The organism is Brevibacterium sp. ZH18 (assembly GCF_022748595.1).
In the GTDB taxonomy this organism is placed as follows: domain Bacteria; phylum Actinomycetota; class Actinomycetes; order Actinomycetales; family Brevibacteriaceae; genus Brevibacterium.
This window is the reverse complement of sequence record NZ_JALDSX010000017.1, coordinates 35003-58357: the sequence shown is the minus strand read 5'-3', so window position 1 is coordinate 58357 and position 23355 is coordinate 35003. Positions and strand designations below refer to the sequence as shown.

22 protein-coding genes and 3 tRNA genes are annotated in these 23355 nt (G+C 64.4%); 17 read left to right on the top strand and 8 right to left on the bottom strand.

What is annotated here, in order from left to right:
- The first annotated feature begins 52 nt into the window (after positions 1 to 52).
- Complete coding sequence (locus MPN20_RS08565) at positions 53 to 1297, top strand: M20 family metallo-hydrolase (protein ID WP_242781171.1); 1245 nt, start codon at positions 53 to 55, stop codon at positions 1295 to 1297.
- Here the strand turns inward: MPN20_RS08565 and MPN20_RS08560 are convergent.
- Positions 1292 to 2092, bottom strand: coding sequence for a hypothetical protein (locus tag MPN20_RS08560; RefSeq protein ID WP_242781169.1), 801 nt, complete (start codon positions 2090 to 2092; stop codon positions 1292 to 1294). The genes MPN20_RS08565 and MPN20_RS08560 overlap by 6 nt on opposite strands.
- 4 nt (positions 2093 to 2096) lie before the next feature.
- A complete protein-coding gene (locus MPN20_RS08555; RefSeq protein WP_242781167.1) occupies positions 2097 to 2969 on the bottom strand; it encodes a hypothetical protein in 873 nt (290 codons plus the stop codon).
- 165 nt (positions 2970 to 3134) lie between these two features.
- Here MPN20_RS08555 and MPN20_RS08550 point away from each other — a divergent pair, with 165 nt between their 5' ends.
- Positions 3135 to 4466: a glutaminase gene (locus tag MPN20_RS08550; RefSeq protein WP_242781165.1), complete on the top strand. Its 1332-nt coding sequence runs from the start codon at positions 3135 to 3137 to the stop codon at positions 4464 to 4466.
- 193 nt (positions 4467 to 4659) lie between these two features.
- Positions 4660 to 5418 carry a siderophore-interacting protein gene (locus MPN20_RS08545; protein WP_242781157.1) on the top strand — a complete coding sequence of 253 codons (759 nt, stop codon included), beginning with the start codon at positions 4660 to 4662 and terminating at the stop codon, positions 5416 to 5418.
- 15 nt (positions 5419 to 5433) lie between these two features.
- Here the strand turns inward: MPN20_RS08545 and MPN20_RS08540 are convergent, their stop codons facing one another.
- From MPN20_RS08540 to MPN20_RS08525, 4 genes are all read right to left on the bottom strand, one after another.
- Complete coding sequence (locus tag MPN20_RS08540; RefSeq protein ID WP_242781155.1) at positions 5434 to 6360, bottom strand: dihydrodipicolinate synthase family protein; 927 nt, start codon at positions 6358 to 6360, stop codon at positions 5434 to 5436.
- Positions 6357 to 7229: a ribokinase gene (locus tag MPN20_RS08535; RefSeq protein ID WP_242781153.1), complete on the bottom strand. Its 873-nt coding sequence runs from the start codon at positions 7227 to 7229 to the stop codon at positions 6357 to 6359. Before MPN20_RS08535 ends, MPN20_RS08540 begins: the two co-directional genes overlap by 4 nt.
- 149 nt (positions 7230 to 7378) lie before the next feature.
- Positions 7379 to 7807, bottom strand: a complete 429-nt coding sequence (locus MPN20_RS08530) for an organic hydroperoxide resistance protein (RefSeq protein ID WP_242781151.1) — start codon at positions 7805 to 7807, stop codon at positions 7379 to 7381.
- Positions 7808 to 7983: 176 nt separating this feature from the next.
- Positions 7984 to 8056: transfer RNA gene (locus tag MPN20_RS08525), tRNA-His, on the bottom strand.
- A gap of 224 nt (positions 8057 to 8280) precedes the next feature.
- On the opposite strand from MPN20_RS08525, the gene MPN20_RS08520 reads away from it, so the two are divergent.
- The 6 genes from MPN20_RS08520 (at position 8281) to MPN20_RS08495 (ending at position 13550) form a co-directional block, all read left to right on the top strand.
- A complete protein-coding gene (locus MPN20_RS08520; protein WP_242781150.1) occupies positions 8281 to 10011 on the top strand; it encodes a hypothetical protein in 1731 nt (576 codons plus the stop codon).
- Between the two features lie 109 nt (positions 10012 to 10120).
- Positions 10121 to 11716 (top strand): hypothetical protein, encoded by a 1596-nt coding sequence (locus MPN20_RS08515; protein WP_242781148.1) that lies wholly within the window; start codon positions 10121 to 10123, stop codon positions 11714 to 11716.
- Between the two features lie 97 nt (positions 11717 to 11813).
- Entirely contained in the window at positions 11814 to 12599 is a 786-nt protein-coding gene (locus MPN20_RS08510; RefSeq protein ID WP_242781146.1) for an ASCH domain-containing protein, read from the top strand.
- A 94-nt stretch (positions 12600 to 12693) separates the two neighbouring features.
- Complete coding sequence (locus tag MPN20_RS08505) at positions 12694 to 12981, top strand: DUF3618 domain-containing protein (RefSeq protein WP_242781143.1); 288 nt, start codon at positions 12694 to 12696, stop codon at positions 12979 to 12981.
- Positions 12974 to 13294, top strand: a complete 321-nt coding sequence (locus tag MPN20_RS08500) for a co-chaperone GroES (protein WP_242781140.1) — start codon at positions 12974 to 12976, stop codon at positions 13292 to 13294. The genes MPN20_RS08505 and MPN20_RS08500 overlap by 8 nt, the downstream gene beginning before the upstream one ends.
- A 183-nt stretch (positions 13295 to 13477) precedes the next feature.
- Positions 13478 to 13550 (top strand) — tRNA-Lys (locus tag MPN20_RS08495).
- Between the two features lie 528 nt (positions 13551 to 14078).
- Here MPN20_RS08495 and MPN20_RS08490 read toward each other — a convergent pair.
- Positions 14079 to 14717 (bottom strand): GntR family transcriptional regulator, encoded by a 639-nt coding sequence (locus tag MPN20_RS08490; protein ID WP_242781137.1) that lies wholly within the window; start codon positions 14715 to 14717, stop codon positions 14079 to 14081.
- Positions 14718 to 15028: 311 nt separating this feature from the next.
- On the opposite strand from MPN20_RS08490, the gene MPN20_RS08485 reads away from it, so the two are divergent.
- The 8 genes from MPN20_RS08485 (at position 15029) to MPN20_RS08450 (ending at position 22493) form a co-directional block, all read left to right on the top strand.
- Positions 15029 to 16201, top strand: coding sequence for an NRAMP family divalent metal transporter (locus MPN20_RS08485; protein WP_242781184.1), 1173 nt, complete (start codon positions 15029 to 15031; stop codon positions 16199 to 16201).
- Between the two features lie 2 nt (positions 16202 to 16203).
- The gene (locus tag MPN20_RS08480) at positions 16204 to 16980 is read left to right on the top strand and encodes a 5-oxoprolinase subunit PxpA (protein ID WP_242781133.1); all 777 of its coding nucleotides are present in this window, start codon (positions 16204 to 16206) and stop codon (positions 16978 to 16980) included.
- Positions 16977 to 17765 carry a putative hydro-lyase gene (locus MPN20_RS08475; protein ID WP_242781130.1) on the top strand — a complete coding sequence of 263 codons (789 nt, stop codon included), beginning with the start codon at positions 16977 to 16979 and terminating at the stop codon, positions 17763 to 17765. Before MPN20_RS08480 ends, MPN20_RS08475 begins: the two co-directional genes overlap by 4 nt.
- Positions 17762 to 19459 (top strand): urea amidolyase family protein, encoded by a 1698-nt coding sequence (locus MPN20_RS08470; protein WP_242781129.1) that lies wholly within the window; start codon positions 17762 to 17764, stop codon positions 19457 to 19459. The genes MPN20_RS08475 and MPN20_RS08470 overlap by 4 nt, the downstream gene beginning before the upstream one ends.
- 3 nt (positions 19460 to 19462) lie before the next feature.
- Positions 19463 to 21229: a biotin carboxylase N-terminal domain-containing protein gene (locus MPN20_RS08465; protein ID WP_242781128.1), complete on the top strand. Its 1767-nt coding sequence runs from the start codon at positions 19463 to 19465 to the stop codon at positions 21227 to 21229.
- 86 nt (positions 21230 to 21315) lie between these two features.
- Positions 21316 to 21789, top strand: coding sequence for a thioredoxin-dependent thiol peroxidase (bcp, locus tag MPN20_RS08460; protein ID WP_242781127.1), 474 nt, complete (start codon positions 21316 to 21318; stop codon positions 21787 to 21789).
- 52 nt (positions 21790 to 21841) lie between these two features.
- Positions 21842 to 21923 (top strand) — tRNA-Leu (locus MPN20_RS08455).
- A gap of 105 nt (positions 21924 to 22028) precedes the next feature.
- Positions 22029 to 22493: a GNAT family N-acetyltransferase gene (locus MPN20_RS08450; RefSeq protein ID WP_242781126.1), complete on the top strand. Its 465-nt coding sequence runs from the start codon at positions 22029 to 22031 to the stop codon at positions 22491 to 22493.
- Between the two features lie 66 nt (positions 22494 to 22559).
- Here MPN20_RS08450 and MPN20_RS08445 read toward each other — a convergent pair whose 3' ends face one another.
- Positions 22560 to 23327 carry an FCD domain-containing protein gene (locus MPN20_RS08445; RefSeq protein WP_242781125.1) on the bottom strand — a complete coding sequence of 256 codons (768 nt, stop codon included), beginning with the start codon at positions 23325 to 23327 and terminating at the stop codon, positions 22560 to 22562.
- Positions 23328 to 23355 lie beyond the last annotated feature (28 nt).

The following is a 23355-nucleotide window of genomic DNA, read 5'->3' as shown; positions in this document are numbered from 1 at the left end:
GCACACGGGCCGAAAGACAGACAGCGAAACAGACTGAGAAGAGGACTCGACGATGAGCACGATCACCCCAGTAGGCGAACGGTTCCATGCCGAACTCACCGAACTCTCGACCCTGACCGATTCTGATCGGCCCGGGTGGACGAGGCGAGCACTGAGCGAATTCGACATCGCCGGCCGCGACTTCGCCCGCACGCTCATGAAGCGGGCGGGGTTGGAGACTCGGATCGACGGGGCAGGAAACGTGATCGGGGTTCTGCGCGGTCGCCTCGGCGGGCGTGAGATCATGCTCGGATCGCACACGGACACCGTCGACGGCGGGGGCCGCTTCGACGGGGTCACCGGAGTCCTCGGTGCCATCGAAGTGGTTCGACTGCTGCAGGAGAGCGACGTCCGGCTCGACCACGACCTTGTCGTCGTCGTGTTCTTCAACGAGGAGCCCAATGACTTCGGATTCTTCTGCGTCGGCTCCCGGGCGATGACCAGGCTTGTCGACCGCACGACCTTGGCCGCTGTGGACACCACCGGCCGCAGCCTTGCCCAGGCTCTGCCCGACTCCGGGATCGACCCCGAGTCGTTCCTCGACGCAGCCTATGACTTCTCGAAAGTCACGGCCTTCCTCGAACTCCACATCGAGCAGGGGCCTGAACTTGAGCGGATCGGCAAGCAGATCGGCGTCGTCGAGACCATCACCGGCATCAACCACTTCAAAGCTCTGTTCACCGGACGACAGGATCATGCGGGCACGACTCCGATGGACGTTCGTGCCGATGCCGGGTGCGCGGCGGCTGGAACAGTCCTGGCCGTCGAGGCGATCGCCGAGTCCGGGACGAACACTCGCGGCACGAGCGGGCAGATCCAGTTCACCCCGGAGGCCGTCAACGTCGTCTCCGCCACCGCCAGCCTCGAGGGCGAGTTCCGCGGCCCCGACGGTTCATGGCTCAATGAAGCTCAGCGTCGGCTCACCTCGGCGGCCGCTGAGCAGTCAGAGAAGCGCGGGGTCCACGTGGAGATGGAGTGGACGACCGACGATGCTCCCGTGCCTCTGCACGAACCGATCACCTCGACCATCGCCGAGGTGGCAGATGATCTCGGTCTGTCCCGTGCCACCATGTTCTCCGGGGCCGGTCACGATGCGGGGATCATCGCCGCGAAGACCCAGGTCGGGATGATCTTCGTCCCCTCGGTCGACGGTCGCAGCCACTGCCCCGAAGAGTTCACCGACCTCGGTGACATCGTTCCTGGGATCTCCGTGCTGCTCGAGGCTGTGCTGCGCGTCGATGGGCGCTTCGGCTCATGAGTCAGTGTCGATCTGTGCCTCGGCAAGGTCTGCAGCATCGGCGTCGAGGGTGATCTTCACGGCCGCGCCGCCGGTGAGCTCCTCGACCCCGATCGTCCAGCCCTCGCCTGACTTCTTCCCACAGGGGTCGCTGGTCAGGGGAAGATCCTCGCATTCGACTGCTTCGATGTCGGCCGCCGATTTCACGGTCACGTCGCCGGGCAGCAGCGGTCGCAGATAGACGACGATGCCATCAGCGTCAGCATGGTTCTCGGCGTCTTGGCCATCAGCGTGAGCATGGTTCTCGGCAGCCCCACGATTTCCGGCCGGCACAGCGGCTCCGGTGACTCGGTAGTCGACGGTACCGGCATGCTTGCCTTCGTCGAAGTCGTCGTGGGCAGAGATGTCGACAGCGTGGAACGTGTGCTCGACCTTCGTCTCGATGCCTTCACCATCGATGGTGATGGCCGGATCGGAGTACTGAGCACGCAGATAGGGCGGGAGCACAGCCTCGGTGTCGGGCAGCCGGAACCCGTCATGGACGGTGCCTCCGAAAGAGAAGTCAGCCTCGAGGGCCTGCTCGATCGTCTCGTCGATGTGCACACGGTAGCTGCCGTCGTCGGCGATCGTGACGGTGTGCGTCGCTTCTACGTTCATGAGGGGGTTGGGTGCGGCGTCGGCCTGCCCTGCACTCAGCGTTCCGACTGTCACGGTCCCAGCGGTGACACACGCAACGACAATGGAACCGATGACCAGGGCCTTGAAACCGGTGCCTTTGCCAGTGCGGGCACTGGTGGAGCCTGTTCTTCTGGTCATGACCTCACCTCTTGTTCTCATAGACATCGATCGGATCGACCGACATGCCCTTGGGCGCATCGAACCCGACGGCGCCGATGCTCGTTACAGGATTGAGCTGGCGCCAGGCCAGGGTTCCGCCCTCGACGACGGGATCCGCACCACCCTGAGTCAGACCGGTGCAGTCAGGGTCGGGTTTGAACGCCCGGTTCGTCGGCAGACACAGAAGAGGCCCACCGGTCTCAAGCGAAATGGTCCGCAGGCTCGGAGCCTCACCCGTACCCTCGAGGAAGCTCAGCGGCAAGACGAACAGGTCTCGCCCCTCCACCTTGAGGTACACGTCGTCGAGGACATAGGCAAAGTCGACGACGTGCCGCCCCGGGCCCCAATCGGTGACCTCGCCTGATGACTGACCGCGAGACTTCTCATTCGTGATCGTGTACCTGACGTCGTCGTAGAACGGATCGTCGACGTCGGAATCGTCACGGGCGACGGTGAGGTCAGCAGCCTCGGCGGGGTCCGTCTGCGTCGATCCCTCGTCCGTGCTCAACTCGATCGCGGTGACATCCTTGACTGTGGGCATCACGGCATACTGGCCGCCCTCGCCGACTCCGCCGTTCCAGCCGATCGATTCGCCGCCGATGCTCCAGAAGAGCGGCCTGTCCTCGGTGGCAGAGGCGTCGAAGATCAGCCTTTCGGCGACGTGGATCGTGCCATCACGATGCGGGGTGACCGTGACGGTCATCTCCTCGGGCGTCAGCGCCTGCTGCGGGAGGCGACGCTTCACGGACGAATCATCGTAGATCGGCATGAGTGCCTCAGCCACGATCATGACGATGACGCCGATCGCGGCGACCCCGATGAGGCTCGCGAGGATGATGGCGGCTATCTTGTGCATGGCATCAGCGTAAATCGGCGGAGCGTGCGCGCCGATGGCGTGGAGGTGCCAGACCTGCAACATCAGCATCGACCCCGACTCATCCGCGAGTCTGTGTGAGAATGGCAGTCGGGCTTTCCGGCCCTTCCATGTGCGACTGGACTTCACGACAATGCAGGAGGTGCAATGCGATCCCCTATTCCCGATTTCCTGGACGAAACGCTCGACCGTCACCGGTCGGACCGATCAGGTGAGAACGCGGACTACATTCCCGATCTGGCCGCAGCCGATCCAGAGAAGCTCGGGATCTGCATCTCCACGCTCGACGGCGTCAAGTACACCTCGGGCGATGCCGAGTACGAATTCTCAATCCAGTCGATGTCGAAGCCCTTCATCTACGGCCTCGCCCTCGAACAGGTCGGCCTGCCGCGCGTCCTCGAAATGGTCGGCGTCGAACCCAGCGGTGAGAAGTTCAACGAGCTCTCCCTCGACAAGAAGTCGGGCAAGCCGCTCAACCCCATGATCAACGCCGGGGCCATGGCCGTCCACTCCCTCCTCGGCGAACCCGGGGCCAGTCTGGCCGAACGCACGGAGATCGCCCGCGCGGGACTGTCCAAGTTCGCCGGCCGCGAGCTCACGATCGACGAGCATGTGGCTGAAGGCGAATGGGGCGCCGCCTATCGCAATGTCGCCATCTCGAACATGCTGCGCTCCTACGACGTCTTCCTCGACGACCCCGACGAGGTCGTGCGCGGATACATCTCGCAGTGCTCGGTGCTCGTCACAGCCAAGGACCTCGCGATCATGGCTTCGACTCTGGCCGGTGGCGGCGTCAATCCCCTCAGCGGAGAACAGGTGCTGTCCCCGCGGGTCAACCGGCAGGTGCTCGCGGTGATGATGACCTGCGGCATGTACGACGCAGCAGGTGACTGGATGACTGAGATCGGGATCCCCGCGAAGAGCGGTGTCTCCGGCGGAGTCTTCGGCGTCATGCCTGGTCAGGTTGGTATCGCCACGTTCTCGCCGCGTCTGGACAAGCATGGGACGAGTGTGCGCGGGGCCAAGATCTTCCGCGACCTCTCGAACCGGCTGAGCCTGCACATCATGGATGCCCCTGAGCCTGCCCGTTCGATCATCCGTCGTGACCGCCGCTTCGTCGACTCCAAGGGCGACATGGTCCGCATCTGCAGTCTGCAGGGACTCATCCAGTGGAGCGGCTCCGAAAACGTCATCCGTGCCATGGACGACCCATCGGGCAGCACGAACGTCTTCGTCCTCGACCTGCGCCGGGTCAACGAGATCAACGGCATCGCGCGCAGAATGCTCACCGAGACACTGTCTCGGCTCGAGGACGACGGAATCCGCGTCGTACTTATGGACCCGGACAACCTGATGAAGTGCAAGGGGCCAGACTCGGACCTGCCTGGTGTGGAGATCATCGACTCACTCAAAACCGTCAAGGGACTCAAGCGAGTTCGCGACGACCGTCGCAAGGAGATGGCCGAGCGTACGCCCTGATAAGGTGAGGCTAACAAACCCTCCGGCGCCGAGGTGGTCCACGACCGCCTCGGCGCTGACCTTTCCAAGGAAGGCACCCATGACGACCCCTCCCAATTCCGATGCGCGCCCGACCCAATCACCAGGATCTGCCGGCTCAAACGACCCTGCGCGTCCAGCCAGCTCTTCCCGCCCGGCGCGTCCGCAGGCGATCATGTCAGTCCAGTCGGTCACAGAGATCACTCCGAACCTCATCCGAGTCCGGGTCGGCGGCGACGGCTTCGACGAGCTGGCCAGCAACGACTCGACAGACAAATATGTCAAGATCCTCTTCGCCGATCCGCAGCACGGACTGACACCGCCCTACGATCTGGCCGATCTGCGGGAGAACTCCCCGGAGAAGCTGCCCCGAAAACGGACGTACACAGTGCGTGAGCTCAATGAGGACGAGAAGTGGCTCTCAATCGACTTCGTCGTCCACGGCGATGTCGGCGTCGCCGGACCTTGGGCGAAGAATGCCCAACCGGGCGACCCGATCGTCATGGTGGGCCCCGGGGGCAAATACCGCCCGGAGACCGATTCCCCGTGGCACCTGCTCATCGCCGATCACACGGCCATCCCCGCTGTCAGCACAGCGCTCGAAGCGATGGACACCGAAGTGAAGGGCCATGTCATCGCCTGCGTCTCGGAGGAAGCTGATCGGGTGCTGCCCGCGACTCCAGCCGGAGTCACCGTCACCTGGGTCAGCAGCGACGATGCCCTCATCGCTGCCGTCCGCGACCTCGACTGGCCCGAGGGCACCCCGCAGGTCTTCGCCCACGGCGAGCGCGAGACGATCAAGGCGATCCGCACAGTCCTCAAGGACCGTGACGTGCCCCGCGAGGCACTCTCGATCACGGCCTACTGGGCCCGCGGTCGCGCCGAAGACCAGTTCCAAGCCGAGAAGCGCGAACCCATCGGCAAGATCGACTGACCACTTCTCGCATCCTCAGCTGAGTTCGAGGCGGTCGACCACCTCGGCGACCTTTCGCTTCTGATCGTCATCGAGGCCGAGGATCGGCAGGGGCAGGGACTGCGGACGGACGAGGCCGAGATGCTCGGCGACCGCGGCGGAGACGCGCAGACTGCCGCCGAATTCGGTGAACAGGTCCCACAGCGGCTGGAGATCGGCCGACAGCGCCGCCGCCTTCTCGGACTCCCCCGCGAGAGCAGCCCGGGTGATCTCGACCATTGGGGCCGGCAAGGTTCCACCGACGGCCGTGTACCAGGCATCGCATCCGGCGTTGAGGCCTGCGGCGCCGAACGCGTCGCCGGAGACTCCGATGGTCACCCCATCACCGACAGCATCACGGATTTCGGCCACACGCTGAGACCAGGCATCGGGTGCGGCATCGAAGCCGGGGATCTTGATCGATGTGATGCCGTCGAGGGCCGCGAGGCGACCGTAGAGCTCAGTGGTGAACGTGAAGTGCGTGGTGCCCGGGTTGTCGTAGACGACGACCGGAAGATCGGTGGCGGCGGTGACGGTGCGGAAGAGTTCGAACACGTCCGCCTCGGTCAGGGCCTGGTAGCTGACCGGCGCGAGGAGGAGCCCCTGAGCCCCGGCTGTTTGGGCAGACTCGACGTTGGCGAGCACGTCACGCGTACGCAGGGCACCGATGCCGACGAGCACAGGAGTGTCACCGGAGTTGGCGACGGTCAGTTGGGCAACCCGTGCCCGTTCGTCGGTGCTGAGGTAGGCGTAGGAGCCGGTCGATCCCAGTGCAGTGATCGAATCGACGTCGGCCGTGACGAGACGCTCCAACAGGCCCACATATTCTGCTTCGTCAATCTCGTCATTGTGGATCGGTGTGAGCGGGAAGGCGCTCAGACCGGTGAAGAGGGAGCGCTGAGTGCGAGGAGTCTGGTCGGTCATGGTGTGTTCTCCGTCGTGGTCGAGGTGTCGGCGGCTGCGATGTAGTGGTCGAGTCTGCGGAATTCGGGCTGCGCGGCGGAATCCATCACGGCCTCGGCGCCGACGGCATTCGCGACGCCCAGCGCGGTCTGCGGATCGAGCCCTGACCCCAAGGCGATCGTCAGGGCTGCACAGAATGCGTCACCTGCACCCACTGTGCTCACCGGCTGTCGCGGAAGCGCCTCGGCGAAGGCGACCTGACGCCCGTTCTCGAGCAGAGCAGAGCCCTTCGCACCATAGGTGACCGCCACCGCTTTGGCCGTCTTCAGCTGCGGGAGCAGCGCATATTCGGTCTCGTTGACGATGATGAGATCGGCCCGATCAACCACCTCGGCGGGCAGAGGAAGGGCGGGAGCCGCGTTGACGACGAATTGTCCTTTCACGCGTCTGGCGAGCTCCGTGATGAGGTCGAGTGAGATCTCGAGCTGGGTCAGCACTGTCTCATGCGCGCGAAATTCGATGTCGTCGATGCGCACGCGGGCGTTGGCACCCTCGCAGACCGCGATCTGATTTTCACCGTTTCCATCAATCATGATCAGAGCGGTACCGGTCTCGGCCTCGACGACGGCAACGTCATCGACCCCGACACCCGCTCGTGTCAGGGCTTCGCGCATCGCTGCCCCGGAGGCGTCTGATCCGACGGCGCCGATCATCGTCGTCCGCGCCCCGAGTCGAGCCGCCGCGGCGGCCTGGTTGGCGCCCTTTCCACCCGGGCTGCGAGCGAGACGGCCACCGCCGACGGTCTCGCCGGCCGCGGGCAGACGCCGCGTGGTGGCGGTGATGTCGGCGTTGATGCTGCCGACGACGGTGAGGTCGAAGTCGATGGTCACAGCTACAGCATTTCCCGGGAGACGGAACGGCGCAAATCACGCCGGAACCCGAAACGAATCTCGGATGCCGGCGTGATGGGCGCTGATGCACAGTATTCGGATGTCAGTCCGGTGTCGGGCCAGTGATCAGTCCGGCAGACAGCCCTGTGTCAGGAGCCGATGGCGACGAGCTCGACCGGAATGTTTCCGCGAGTGGCCTTCGAGTACGGGCACAGTTCGTGGGTGCGCTCGACGACCTTCTGAGCGGTGTCCTGGTCGACGCCCGGAACGGTGACGGTGAGCTTGACGCTGATGCCGAAGCTCTCACCTTCCTTGCCTATGCCGACTTCGGAGTTGACGACGGACTTCGAGGTGTCGATGCCGAGTTCCTTGCCTGCGAGGCCGAGTGCACCCTGGAAGCAGGCGCCGTAGCCGACGGCGAAGAGCTGTTCTGGGTTGGTGCCGCCGCCGGGTCCGCCCATCTCCTTGGGGCTGCGGAGGTCGACGTCGAGGACCTTGTCATCGGATGTTCCGTGCCCGTCGCGGCCGCCTGTGATCTCGGCCTTTGCCGTGTAGGCGATGCTCTCTGGTGTGTTCATTGCCGGTCTCCTGTTCGTCGAATCTTCAATTCTGGGATCGGGTCCTTCATACGAAGGGCACCTGCGACCGAGTATCGTCACTTCGCCGATGGAAGTCCAGAGCGGTGGTTCTCAGCGGGAATGAGAGAAGCCCCGAGATCCTTGACTTTCCAAGGCCCTCGGGGCTTCTCGTTCGGGGTGAGTAACGGGACTTGAACCCGCGACATCCGCGACCACAACGCGGCGCTCTACCAGCTGAGCTATACCCACCACATGCGCTGCACCCAGGTGCAGACAGCAAGATACATCCTAACGCGACGGTGACGACCGGGCAAACCAGAACCGCGTATGGTGCACAATGAGACATAGATCTCCTGACGTGCAACGATTGTGTAGAGATGTATAACGGTTTCGGTAAAACGGTAGGACCGCGCGCTCGTATTCAATAGTATTGGCACGGTCCCATCGTCGATAGCACTCAAGGAACCCCGTAAATGGCTCGTGCGCTGATCTCCGTCTCTCAGGACGGGTTCACCTACCTCTCCCTCGAAGGGGCGACGAGTCGGTACTCGGATACCGGACAGGCGATGACCTACCTCGGCGACTACGCCCGCGAGACCGCGACACCGGTGTCCGTGACCATCGACGACGGCAAGCAGTCCGTCGAGGTGACCGTCGACGACACGGGAAGCGTGGGCCCGGCAGCCGACCCACCAGCATCTGCCTCCCCACAGTCGCCCCCACCCACATTCTCGGCTTCATCAGCCACTGCTGCGTCCGAGCCGACAGCCGCACCGGCATCGACGATTTCGTCAGCACCTACAGGTTCGTCAGCGACCTCGCCTGCGGGCTCCGGAACGAACGCACCCGAGGCGAGGACCACCTCGGCGTCCAATGGAACCACCCCCACCGAGGCGGCCCAACCGACCAAATCCGACGCCGAGTCGGGAGCCGGTGAGGCGTATCCGCTCGGCACGCCGTTTTCCGGACCTGCAGGTCCTGCCTCGCCGAAGGTCAAGAAGACCCGGGTGCGCAAGCGCGCCCCGCAGAGTCACCCTCAGCGCTTGAAGAAGATCACGGTGCCCGGCCTTGTGCTCATCGGCATCGTCATCCTCATGATCGGCGCGTTCGTCATCCCGAACCTCGTTCCCGCTGGTTCCTCCGAGACCCCGCAGACCATCAATTCGGAACAGCAGATCAACCCGGCCTCCGAACTCTCAGTCGACAAGACCGACGACGTCGTCCCCGGCTACGACAATTCACCGAAGTGGAAGACGAAGATTCCCAAAGATGCCTCGGTGACGGCTTCGGACCGCGGCGTCCTCGTCGTCGACAAGGGCAACCTCGAAGTCCTCGACTCCGCCACAGGCAAAACTCGGTACAAGGGGAAGTCGAACGAGGCACCGACCTTCGCCGTCGACACGATCATCGACGGGAAGGCGGCACTGCTGTGGCAGACCGGCGACACCGCCGAAGCACTGCTCGACGGCGAGAGCGAACCTAAGAAGTACCAGCTGCCGCAAAAGGCCCGAATCACCTCGGCGGGCGAAAGCGTGCTCATCAAATCGGGCAACAAACTCTCCACGTTCGGCGCTGACGGTCTGGTCAATGTTCCGACACCGGAGTCGGGTTCGACGCCGATGGCCATCGAGAACTACGAACTCTTCAGCTCCGACTGGAACGGTCCGGTCAACGCGACGAACATCGAGTCCGGGAAGAAGCGGAGCATCGACCTCGAGGCTCCGGCCGATGGGCTCCAGATCATCAAGTGGGTCTCTGCAGGGCACGGCAAAGCCATCACCCTGTGGGGCGAGCAGGGCGCATCGACGAACTCCGGGCACCGCATTCAGCTCGTCGTCCACTCCCTGAAGGACGGTTCGATCCTCTCGACCGTGACGACGACAACCGACATCGTCGGCGAGATGTCCTGGGTGCGCGGGCAGGGAGGACAGCGCGCCTACATCGGTCCGTACCTGTTCGATCTCCAATCCGGCCTGCTGCTCATGGACACGTCGAGCAAGGACATCCACCTGTCCGAGCCTCGGGGCACGATCACCCCATGCACCATCGACAACGACTCCTCGTGCCTGTTGGCTGGCAAGCACGCCTACCGCACGGACACCAACCTGCTGGCTCTGACCGACCACGGAAACACCGCCATCGTCGACGGCGCGGCCTCCACGATCGAGGCGTACGACACGAAGTCTGACAGGAACGACCAATGATGCGGAACTTTATCGTGCGCAGCAATGCCATTATGATGGTCAACGACGTGACTGAACGTCATGCCCCCTTGAACAATTGATGTCCGGAGCCCCCATCCGAAGGAACGCAGTGCCAGTCACCCACGAGCTCAGCCGCCGCGCGGCTGCCGTCGGCACTGCTCTTGCCCTGGTGATGCTCCCGTTCCTCGGTACGATATCGGCTGCTGACGCAGCACCTGTTCCGGTTCCCACTGCCACCGCCACCGCGACCGCTGATCCGAGTTCGAACGCCGAGGCAGGGGCGGACTCGGCAGGTTCGACAGCGACAAGTTCCTCGACGGCCGATGCAGACTCCGGCGGAAACGACGATGGCAAGGACCACGCCTGCAAAACGCCGACAGAGTTCACCGAGGGCGATCCCCCGTGTGAAACATCAGCGCCGTTGAAGGCGAAGTGGGACGACACCGACAACACCTTCCACCTCAAAGCTCCCGATAAGAAGTCGGGAAGCATGCCGGAGAGCTGGGTGGGAAAGACTTTCACCCTTCCCACCAAAAAAGCTGCCAAACGGTGGCCGACGCAGAATGAGTCCGGTCCCGGTTCTTCCGGTGACACTCCTGCGGCCGGCACCGAATCAGACAGCGGTACCGATGACAGCGGAAACCCAGTCCCCTCGGCAGCTCAGGCGGCAACGCCCAGCGAATTTCAGTTGCACGCCGATGGATACGTCGTCGATGCTGCGAAACCGGGCGAACACATGAAGTTCGACAACTTCGAGGGCACGACCCCCGACTGGAACTTCGAGGTGAAGGACGAGAAGATCTCGGTCACCGACACCGAATATCCGGACGACCCCGGCACCGGAAGTGATGCGAAGGCTTCTGCTGGCGCCAAGGCGGCGAGTTCGACCGACGGCTCGAATACGGCTGGGGCTGCGGGCTCGGACAGCACCAGCAATGCCACCACCGATCTGAATGCCACGACGAGTTCCGATGGCTCAGACACCGCGAAATCGAACAGCTCGTCAGCCTCTGATGGCAGCTCCTCCGCGTCATCGACCTCCGACTCCAAGAGCTCCGCAGACACTTCCTCGAAGAGTACGAGCTCCGCCGACGCTGATTCAGCCAAGCAGTCGTCGACTTCCGACTCCTCCTCGAGCTCTGACTCCTCCGCGAGCTCCGGCTCCTCGTCGAAGTCTGACAGCTCGTTGGCGAAGTCTGACGGTTCGAATTCGGCCGATGCCGACGGTTCGAGCTCCAGCGGTGCGGACTCGAAGAACTCCGATTCGAACAGCTCTGCTGACGGCAAGAAGTCTGACACCGACAAGAACGGCACCGGTTCATCATCTGGCGATGACGGACCGGACGGCAATGACACCACCCCAGATCCGGCTACCGGCAATGGCTCATCCGATACGCGTGATCAGATCCCCGGAGATGCCGGTGACGGCTGGCTGCCTGGAGGCGAAGGCACCGCCCCGCCTCCTGACTATTCGGACCCAGTGCCGCGGAACCCTGACACACCAGTTCCAGACAACGACACAGACCTCATCACCGGCGGCGACCAGCCCCAGCCGCGTGCTGACAAACCACCATCGACCTCCTTCGGGGAATCGATCGTCTCGACGATCGTGAGCACGTGGCCGGTCTTCGTCCTCGCTGCGTTCGGCATGGGCGCAGTCGGATTCATCATCTACCTCGTCGGACGACGCAACAAGCAGAACTGACACGCCTCTGCCACCGACCACCCCTGCCTGACTCACCGGCGACCTCCGGTTCTCGCACTGCTGGCTGGTTCTCACACTGCTGGCCTAAGATCGCAGCATGGACCTCTTCGACTCAGAACTGCGCGTCATCGATGCTGCGCAGGCACTGGCGGCGAAACTGGGCGACGACCCGAACCACACAGTGGCCGCGGCAGTCATGGACACGCTGGGTCGCATCCACACCGGAGTCAACGTCCATCACTTCACCGGCGGCCCCTGCGCTGAGCTCGTCGCCATCGGTGCGGCCGCAGCTGCCCACGCCGGCCCCCTGGTCACGATCGCAGCTGCAGGCTGTGACGACCGCGGGCTGCTCGCCCCATGCGGACGCTGCCGCCAGGTCATCCTCGACCTGCACCCCGACGCACTCATCGCGCTGCCGGAGCAACCGGGCAGAACCACCTCGGCGATGGCTGAGACAGCAGGGACAGCCGGTGCGGCAGGAACGGCAAGCGGATCAACGTACGACATCGCGCCGATCGCCGCGCTCCTCCCCCGCTCCTATCGCCATCCGGATGCGGAACCAACCCGACTCCTGAGGTTCAACGCCCGATATTTCGATGCGATCGCCTCGGCGAGGAAGACATTGACCGTACGCTGGAACGAATCCCACACGGCCGGGCCAGCCCTCGCCTACTTCGAGAACACGGACTCTGGCACGGTCCCGGTGGAGATCACCTCGGTCGAGGCTCATCGCCTCAGCGAACTGACACCGCAGATCCTGCAGCTGAGCAAGAGCCCGACCTCCGAGGGGTATGTCGCCAATCTGCGTGAGCACTATCCTGCGATGCCTGAGGACGCGAACGTCGAGGTCGTGACTTTTCGGCTCTCCGCACCCAATATCTGACACTGAGAGATTCCAGCGGTTAAGCTTGACACGAGGCACCGTGGCACCCCCGCCACGTGCATGTAAGTATTCGCGACCCGGAGGACACGACCCGATGACTGACAACGTCTACACCTCAGATGTGACCGTCGATTCCGCAACACCCTCACAGCTTGCGGAGTCCATCCGTCTGCGCGAAGAGCGCATCGCCGACAACATCGATGAACTTGTGGGCCGCATCCATCCGAAGGTCATCGCGACCCGCGCCGTCAACAAGGCGAAGGCCAATGTCGTGCAGGACAACGGTTCCCCCAAGCCGGAGATCGTTGCGCTCGGAGTCGGCACCGTCCTCGGTGTCGCAGCCCTCGTCGTCGGTCTGTCCGGCAGGAACAAGCGTGGCTGATACCGCTCTGCCCATCCGCATGCTCCACGACCGGATCCTTCTCGATCCGGGCGAGGAGGCCGGGGAACGCAAATCCTCGGCCGGTATCGTGATTCCGGCGACCGCAAGCATGGGCAAGCGGCTCGTGTGGGGCAAGGTCGTTGCGGCCGGCCCGCACGTGCGGCAGGCCAACCTCGGCGACACCGTCCTCTACGACCCTGAGGAACTCGCCGAGGTGGAGCTCGAGGGGACCGCATATGTGCTCCTGCGTGAGCGCGACGTCCACGCGATCTCCGAGCCGGCAGAGCAGTCGAGTTCAGGCATGTACCTCTGAGTCAGGTCAGCGACGATTCGTGGTTGGCCAAGACCCTCAACCAGTGGGTTCCAGGTTCAAGTCCCGCGTCTGACGTGCAGGTTTGCGACGTTGATCACAAAATCTGAAATGCTTCGATCTCGGTTTGCATGATGACCGTGAACCTGAGTAATATTAAATCTCGTTGCGCAACATGTGCAGCTCGCACCTCTAGCTCAATTGGTAGAGCAACTGACTCTTAATCAGTGGGTTCCGGGTTCAAGTCCCGGGGGGTGCACCGCAGAGAAGAAACCGCCGTTCGGATGATCCGAACGGCGGTTTCTTCGTTTCTGCAAACAGTGTGTCAGCCGAGCTGTTTCGCAGACCAACGATCTCAGCTGGGGCGGCGCGCGCCCACTCGTGTCGCCGGACGACGGCGGCCATTCATTCGGGTCCTGTAGGGTTTGAGCGCTCGGTCGGAGACTCCGCACCCTTCTTCGCATTCAAGCAGAGGGGCTGTGATGACTGCACCTGCGCCGGAATCGGCTTCGGTGGCAGTGTCGATGAGTCGGGCGTAGCAATCGGGACAGAGATACGGTGCATACTTCATGCTGATGCTCCTCGTGAGCCAGGACTCTGCCCGCCTCACCTGTAGGCATGAAAGCCTCTGGCCAACATGGGCCTATGCAATCTGCACAAACACGTACGTCCCAGTCTAGCAGTCAGACCTGTACGCTGACCGGGCCTTCCTCTACGCGAGAACCCCTGTGAATTCGCGCGAGGCGGGCCCTATGCACTCGTGCGCCCAGTATCTGCCTGCGTAATCTCAGTCCTTGCCGGCGCGGGCATAGGCGCCGAGGACCTGGCGCTCTGAATCGCCGAGGTAGGTCCCGAGCATCTCCGCCGCCGCCCGCGAACTCCCACTCAGGTAGGCGTCGAGCACCTCCTGATTGCGTACAACGAATGGCGCATGGAGGAAATCGAGGAACTCGACCTTGAGGAAGGCCAGTCGCAGCTCAGCGAGGACGTTCTCGAATGTTCGCATCAGTCGCGCACTGTCAGAGAGCGAGACCAGCGCATTGTGGAAAGTCATGTTCGCCGTGCCCACCAGCAGCCAGTCCTCGGCGGCCGCAGCCGTCTCAGCCACCTCGACGGCTTCGCGCATGCGATCGGCATGAGGATGATTCTTCGGGGCGTTCTCGAGCACCGAGCATTCGACATGGCGTCTGACCCGATAGATGTCGATGACGTCGGCCGTGCTCGGCGACGCCACGGAGACACCGCGATGCGGGATGTGATTGACCAGCCCCTGCTCCCCCAGCACCCTGAATGCTTCGCGCAGAGTATTGCGGGAGACGTCGAATTCCTTCGCCAGCGCCGTCTCCGACAAGCGGGCGCCAGGACGCAGCTCACCGGCAATGAGGCGATCGGTGAGCTGATTGACCAGGGATGATTCGTAAGCCACGCCTCCATCGTAGTGACTCAGACGACAAAAATGGTGAGTTGATGTCGACAATTCTTCGATCAAAGTGTGACGCACGTCTATTCTTGTTGAACAATCCATGCTAAATTGTCTACCACTTCACATTTGCGATTCGATCCGGACACAGGAGTCGGCTCCGAATCGCCACGGGAAGCACACCAGAGTCCAGGCATCTTGGAGACCCCATGTCACAGCCACAAGAACAGGCACCGCACGACCAGGCACCCGACGACCAGACGAAGAAATCCTCGGTCAAGGTCAGCCGCAGCGCTATCCTCGGGGCCATCTTCCTCATGGCCACCTCGGCGATCGGCCCCGGCTTCATCACCCAGACCGCAACGTTCACCGCGCAGCTGGGTGCGGCCTTCGCCTTCGCGATCTTCGTCTCGATCCTCATCGACATCGCCATCCAGCTCAATATCTGGCGCATGGTCACCTCCTCGGGCAAACGTGCCGCGGAGCTCGCGTCCTCGGCCGTCCCCGGCTCAGGCATCCTCCTCTCGATCCTCATCGTCATCGGCGGACTGGCCTTCAACATCGGCAACATCGCCGGCGGCGGGCTCGGCCTCAACGCGCTGCTCGGGATCGACCCGAAGCTCGGCGGACTCCTCACCGGCGTCCTCGCGATCGGCATCTTCCTCTTCAAACGCGCAGGCAAGGTCGTCGACATCGTCGTCATGGTCCTCGGCGTCGGAATGATCATCCTCACCTGCATCGTCGCCATCGTCTCCCACCCGCCCGTGGGCGAGGCGATCCGACAGAGCTTCCTGCCCGACACGATCAACTTCGCGACCATCACCACCATCGTCGGCGGATCCGTCGGCGGCTACATCACGTATTCCGGCGCTCACCGCTACCTCGACTCGGGCAAGACCGGACCGGAGAACGCACCATCCGTGATGCGCTCGGCGCTCTCGGGCATCCTCGTCACCGGCGTCATGCGCTACGTCCTGTTCCTGGCCATCCTCGGGGTCGTCGCCTCAGGGGTCGCCCTCGACCTCGACGGCCAGGCGGCCAACCCCGCTGGTCAAGCATTCGCAGCCGTCCTCGGCGATGCCGGAATGCGCATCTTCGGTGCCATCTTCTGGGCAGCGGCTCTGAGCTCGGTGATCGGGGCAGCCTATACCTCGGCGACATTCCTGTCGGCCTTCTCCACCCGACTCAAGAAGGGCTGGCCGCTCCAGATCGCAACCGTGATCTTCATCGTCGTGTCCCTGATCGTCTACCTGAGCCTGGGCACCGCGCCCGCAACTCTTCTCGTGTTCGTCGGCGGCTTCAACGGTCTGATCCTGCCGATCGGTCTCACAATCTTCATGTACATCGGCTGGTTCAGGCCCCGCCTGCTGCGCACGGACTCCTACCCCAAGTGGTTGCTCATCATCGGCACCGCAGCAACACTGGTCACCTGGTACACCGCAACCCAATCGATCGGCCCGATCTTCGCCATGATCGGAATCGGAGGATGACAATGACACACACCACCATCGACCTCAACTCGGATCTCGGGGAGAACGTACCCGACCGCATCGTCAGCGACGACGCGGCAATGCTGGGCCTGGTGTCCAGCGCGAACGTCTCGTGCGGCTTCCACGCAGGCAACCCCGAAGGCATACGAACCACCGCCGAGGCGGCCACGAAGAACAACGTCATCATCGGCGCTCATCCCGGTTACGACGACTACGAGGGCTTCGGCCGGCGTGCCCTCGACGTGCCCGCAGCCACCCTGCAGGCGCAGGTGGAGTACCAGATCGGCGCACTGCTGGGGCTGACCACGGCCGTCGGCGGATCTGTCGCCTACGTCAAACCCCACGGCGGCCTCTACAACGCGATCGTCCATGACGAAGCGCAGGCCAAGGTCGTCGTAGCCGCAGTCAAGGCCATCGATCCCAGCCTCGTCTTCCTCGGCCTGGCCGGCAGTGTGGCGAACCGCGTCGCCGCCGAGGCAGGGCTGAGCGTCGCAGCAGAGGCCTTCGCCGATCGTTCGTACAACCCCGACGGCTCGCTGGTCTCGCGCACCGAACCCAATGCGGTCCTCCACGATCCGCAGGCCGTCGCCGGGCGCGTTCTGCGCCTGGTCCAGACCGGTCAGGTCGAGGCCATCGACGGCAGCCTCGTCGATGTCGACGCCCAGTCGATCTGCTTCCACGGCGACAGCCAGGGCTCGATCGACATGGCCCGCGCCGCGCGCGAACTCCTGGAATCCGAAGGTGTCACGATCGCACCGTTCGCCGGCGCTGGGAAATGAGGCCCGACCGTTCGGCCGCCGGCGCGGAAGCCCGTGCGCGCATTCGAGCGGGATTCGCCGGGCCCACCTCGGGGATGGCACCGGGTTTGGTCCAGGCCAACCTCATCTCAGTGCCCGCCGACTGGGCCTTCGACGTCCTCCTCTTCACCCAGCGCAATCCGAAGCCGTGCCCGGTCATCGACGTGCTCGAAGCAGGGCAGGTCGAATCCGCGCTGGCACCCGGCAGCGACATCCGCACCGACATCCCCGGCTACCGGGTCTGGGAGAACGGAGCGCTGAGCACCGAGATCACCGACGCCACAGAGGCCTGGGAACGCCACCCCGATCTCGTGTCCTTCCTCATCGGGTGCAGCTTCACCTTCGAATCAGGCCTCGTTGAGGCAGGCATCCCGATCCGCCACCAGGAGGCCGGGCGCAACGTGCCGATGTATCGCACCTCGACCGCCTGCACTCGCGCCGGTCGGATCAGCGGAGACGTGGTCGTATCCATGCGCCCGATCCCAGCAACCCAGGTCGCCGAGGCGGTACGCATCACCGACCGCTTCCCCGCCGTCCACGGCGCCCCGGTCCACATCGGAGCCCCCGAACAGATCGGCATCTTCGACCTCGACTCCCCCGAATTCGGGGATCCGCCGCACATCACCGAGGGTGATCTCCCCGTGTTCTGGGCCTGTGGGGTGACCCCGCAGGCGGCGATCCAGGCCTCGGGCGTGCCGTTTGCGATCACGCACTCCCCCGGACGCATGTTCATCACCGACGAACCGGAAGACACCTACCGCCGATGACCGATCTCTCCCCGACCCCGACCGACCTGAGCTTCCACACCGCCTCCCGCCGGCACCTGCTCGTCGAATGCGCTGACCTGGCCGCGACGATGCACCTGCACCACGCCCTGGAGACCGCCGCCCTGTCCGGCGTCGTCGAGCTCATTCCGGCCGCGCGGACTGTGCTGCTCAACTTCGACCCGAGCCGCACCACGGCGACGGCGCTCGAAGGGGCCATTCGCGGGCTCTCGCTCACCGAATCCGATGCCGGCACGGCCCGCGAGGTCACGATCGACGTCGTCTACGACGGTGAGGACCTCGCCGAGGTGGCCGAACTGCTCTCGATCTCCCCCGCCGAGGTGGTCGCTCGCCACCAGCAGGCGACGTGGCAGGTCGCGTTCGCCGGGTTCGCCCCCGGCTTCGGCTACCTGGCCGGTGACGATCCGCTCTTCGACGTTCCCCGCAGATCGTCCCCGCGCACACGGGTGCCGGTGGGATCGGTGGCCCTGGCCGGCGAATTCACCGGTGTCTACCCGCGTTCCTCCCCCGGCGGCTGGCAGCTCATCGGCCGCACCGATGCCACCCTGTGGGATCTCGACCGGGAGCCGCCTGCCCTGTTCGTTCCCGGCACGCTCGTGAAGTTCCAGGAAGCTCAACGCGAGCTCGTCGACGTCGACCGCGGTACGGCCGGTGACGCGTCGTCGGCTGCGGCCGAGAGCTCAGCCACCACCTCGGCGAGTGCACATTCCTTCGAAGTTCTCCGGCCCGGGCTGCAGCTGCTCGTCCAGGATCTCGGCCGGCCCGGATTCGCCTCGATGGGCGTCTCCAGCGCCGGCGCCGCCGACCGAAGGGCATTGACCACGGCGAACAGGGTCGTCGGCAACGCCGAATTCGCGGCCGGCCTCGAGAGCTTCGGCGGCGGAGCGCTCCTAGCCATCACCGGGACCGGAGTCGCCGCTGTGACGGGAGCGGCGGGACCGATCACCGTGACCGCCGCCGATGGCACCGTCCACCATCCCCACCTCGGCGAGGCCTTCGCCCTGGAGGACGGAGACGAACTCGACCTCGGGCAGGCAGAAGAGGGAGTCCGCCGGTACCTGGCCTTCCGCGGCGGCGTCGACGCCGAGCCTGCACTGGGCAGCTCTTCCGCGGACACGCTCGCCGGTCTGGGACCCGCCGCCCTGGACACGGGCACCGTCGTGACCCTCCACGGTCCGAATTCGGCGCCCCACCTCGTGGATCCCTCGCCGACCTCTGCCCGTCGGGACCTGCCCCGACCTGGGAAGACACTGACGATGACGGTGACTCTGGGGCCACGGCAGGACTGGTTCACCGACGCCGGCATCGACACGCTGCTGGGACAGGAATGGACCGTCACCCACGAATCAGACCGGGTCGGTCTGCGTCTTGAAGGCGATGTTCCACTCGAGAGGGCCCGCACGGGGGAACTGCCCAGCGAGGGTGCGGTCACCGGGGCCCTGCAGGTGCCACCGAACGGACAGCCCGTCCTGTTCGGGCCCGACCATCCGCTGACCGGCGGGTATCCGATCATCGCCAGCGTCGACGACGTCGACCTTGCCGCGCAGCTGGCGCCCGGAGTGAAGGTCCGGTTCACGACCAGGTCGGCACAGCCAGCCACGGACGGCGAGACCACAACCGCGGACGGCGAGCCGAGCACAGACCACACTCCCCATTCCACTGAGAACGGAAGCTGAACCATGCCGACAATCCTCATCGCCAACCGCGGCGAAATCGCGGTCCGCATCATCCGCGCCTGCGCCCAGTACGGTCACACCTCGGTGGCCGTCTACGCTGATCAGGACGCCGACGCCCTGCATACGCAGCTCGCCGACGAAGCGTATTCGCTCCCGGGCACCACTGCCGCGGACACGTACCTCAACATCGAGGCGATCATCTCGGCAGCCAAGAAGTCCGGTGCCGACGCCGTTCACCCCGGCTACGGTTTCCTGTCGGAGAACGCTGACTTCGCTGCCGCCGTCGAGGACGCCGGTCTGATCTGGATCGGCCCCACCGCGGACACGATCACGGCCCTCGGCGACAAGGTCACCGCACGCCAGCTGGCCCAGAAGGTCGGTGCCCCGCTGGCGCCGGGCATCGACCGTCCGCTTGCCGACGCGAACGAGGTCGAGGACTTCGCCGGCGAGCACGGACTGCCGATCATCATCAAGGCCGCCCACGGTGGCGGCGGGCGCGGCATGAAGATCGTCCGCGACCTCGCCGAGGTGGCCGGTGCCTTCGATTCGGCGACCCGTGAGGCTGCCGAGGCGTTCGGCCGGTCCGAATGCTTCGTCGAGAAGTTCCTCGAGCGTCCCCGCCACGTCGAGGTCCAGATCGTCGGCGACGGCCGGGGCCGCGTTGTGGCTGTCGGCGACCGGGACTGCTCGGCGCAGCGGCGGAACCAGAAGCTCATCGAGGAGGCTCCGGCTCCGGGGCTCTCGGATGACCAGCGTGCACGTCTCCACCGTTCTGCCGAGGCCATCTGCGCCGAGGTGACCTACCGGGGTGCCGGCACCGTGGAGTTCCTGCTCGCCGCCGATGGCACGATGACGTTCCTCGAGGTCAACACCCGGCTTCAGGTCGAACATCCCGTCACCGAGGCGACCTCAGGTGTCGACCTCGTGGCCGAACAGTTCCGCATCGCCTTCGGTCAGGGGCTCTCCCTCGAGGCGACGCCGGAACCGGTCGGACATGCGATCGAGCTGCGCATCAACGCCGAAGATCCCGGCCGCGGGTTCCTGCCCACGCCCGGCCGCATCGACATCCTCGATGTGCCCGGCGGGCCCGGGGTGCGCTGGGATGCCGGAGTCCGCGCCGGTGACACCGTGCAGCCGGCCTTCGACTCACTCTTCGCCAAACTCATCGTCCACGGCCCTGACCGTGCGTCGGCGATCGCGCGAACGGTGAGCGCGGCCAAGGAGCTGCGTGTCGAGGGCCCGGCGACGGTTCTGCCGTGTTCGCTGGCGATCCTGACCGACGAGGCGTTCACCGGTCTCGGGTCGACCGGAGTCGAGGGCATCCACACGCAGTGGATCGAGGCTGAACTCCTCCCCCGATTCGAAGCCCAGGGCCGTCCGGCTCCGCTGACCGAAACTCAGCTTGAGCGGATGAGCATCGAGATCGACGGGAAGCTGAGCACCATCGGCCTGCCCGCACAGCTGCTGTCCGCCCTGGGGTCGGTGTCCGGTCAGTCCGGTGCTGGAAATTCGAGCGCCGGCGATTCAGGAACCGGCTCAGTCGGGGGCTCTTCGCCAGCGGCAGGCGCCGTGACCGCGCCCGTGCCCGGCAGCCTCGTCGATTATCTTGTCGAAGACGGCGCCGAGGTGGCCGAAGGTGACGATGTCGCTGTTCTGTCCGCGATGAAGATGGAGACCCGGGTGCCGGCGTCTGCCTCGGGGACGGTGAAGCACGTGGCAGCCGTCGGGGACACGGTAGCTGTCGGAGAGGTCATTGCTCGCATCGAGTGAGTCCAATTCCATGTCCTGGTCTCGGACTAGAGTGGGCTGTGAACTGAGAACTTCTGAGAAGTTCCGCACGAGAAGAAGGAGACACAATGCCACGTCTGTCAGTCGGCGACACCGCACCCGATTTCACCCTGGTCAACCAGGATGGGAAGTCCGTCACGCTCAGCGAATTCAAGGGCCAGAGGGTCGTCGTCTACTTCTACCCCGCCGCTATGACTCCAGGTTGCACGACCGAGGCCTGCGACTTCCGGGACTCGCTCTCGGCGCTGAAGGCTGAAGGCCTCGTGGTGCTGGGCATCTCTCCCGACAAGCCGGAGAAGCTCAAGAAGTTCGCAGACAAAGAGGGCCTGAACTTCGACCTGCTCTCCGATGAAGACAAGACCATGATGACCGAGTGGGGGGCCTTCGGCGAGAAGAAGAACTACGGCAAGGTCGTCCAGGGCGTCATCCGCTCGACGCTCGTCATCGATGCTGAGGGCAAGGTCGAACTTGCCCAGTACAACGTCAAGGCCACCGGTCATGTGGCTCGCGTGCGCAAGGCATTGGGCATCGACGCCGCCTGAGTCTTCCGCTTTCCGCTTCCGGCGCGCACCCTGCTAATCTTGAGGGCGTCGCGCGCGAGTGGCGGAATTGGTAGACGCGCTGGATTTAGGTTCCAGTGTCTTCGGACGTAGGGGTTCAAGTCCCCTCTCGCGTACACATTGATAAAGCCCCCGACAGGATCGAGAATCCTGACGGGGGCTTTTCACATGGTGCTAGCGTGAGAGTCAGTTGACCACGCTTCGAAGAAGGACCTTGTGCGATGACTTCAGCTCCTCCCCCGACCGTCCGACCAGTTGCTGATGCTGACGAAGCGCGTTGGCGTGAACTCTTCCGCGACTATCGGGAGTTCTATCATCTGGAGGAATCGGAGCAGATCGTCTCCCGAGTCTGGAGCTGGATCGTCGATCCGGGCGACGAAGTCGAGAGCATGGTCGCCGAGGCCGACGGACGCATCATCGCCATCGCCGACTTCCGACGCTTCTCCCGTCCGTCCACCGGCACCACGGGCATCTGGCTCGATGACCTCTTCACCGATCCCGAGGCACGTGGCTCCGGTGCCGGCCGAGCACTCATCGCCCGACTGCAGGAGATCGCCGGCGCAGAAGGTCGCTCGGTCGTCCGCTGGATCACCGCAGACGACAACGCCCAAGCTCAGGTTCTCTACGACAAAGTCGCGACAAAGACTCACTGGCTCACCTACGACGCGGGGCCGACCGACTCCTGAGTCACTCTTGCTGACAGAGGCGCTCACGGGAGGCGACGATGCTTCGAATCCACGCCCAACCGGCGATTATCCGCCTCGACTCTCCAAGCCCATGAACATCTCTCGGCGAAGTGCATCGACGTGGACCCGGGTGACCTCGGCTGCAGCAAGGGAGTCCCGAGCGCGAAACGCAGCAACGAGACGGGCATGGTGGTCGCGCCCCTCTTCGAGCTGATCCTGTGGATAGGGAACGAAGTACTTGGTCAGAGCCTCATAGCTGGCCAGATACGTCGGCACTTCGGGCAACTCGCTGATCTCGGCGCACAGATGGTGGAAACGCGTGTCGGGGATGTGGTGCTCGTGCCAGTCAGCAGCATCTCGCGACTGCCTGATGAGGTCATCGAGCTCATCGCACTGCGCAACCGTCGCCTTCTGGGCAGCTGCGACGACGATTGCACTCTCCATGAGACTGCGCTGATCGATGAGTCGCAGGATCGCCTGCTCATCGGCTCGGTAGGCCGTCACCGAGGAGTCGTTGAGCGTCGGCGGATCGTCGGCAACGAAGGTCCCGCCGCCGCGACCACGACGACGCACGAGCACTCCGTCGTCAACCAGACTCTCCAAAGCGCGCCGAGCCGTGATGTGACTGACTTCCAGGCCCCCGGCGATGAGTTCCGTACGAGGCAGCTTGCTGCCCGGCGCCAACAGCGCGTGCTCGACGGATAGGAGAACTCGAGCCCGGACAGTGTCGACGGCCGAGAGTCGAGTGACCGCGGCAGACCCCGGAGCCGTGAACAGGGCCTGGTGGACCTCATGGGCCTCCGAATGCGAGGCACGCGAATTTTTTTCCGCCATGTATTGAGTCTATCGGCTCACAAGTTTA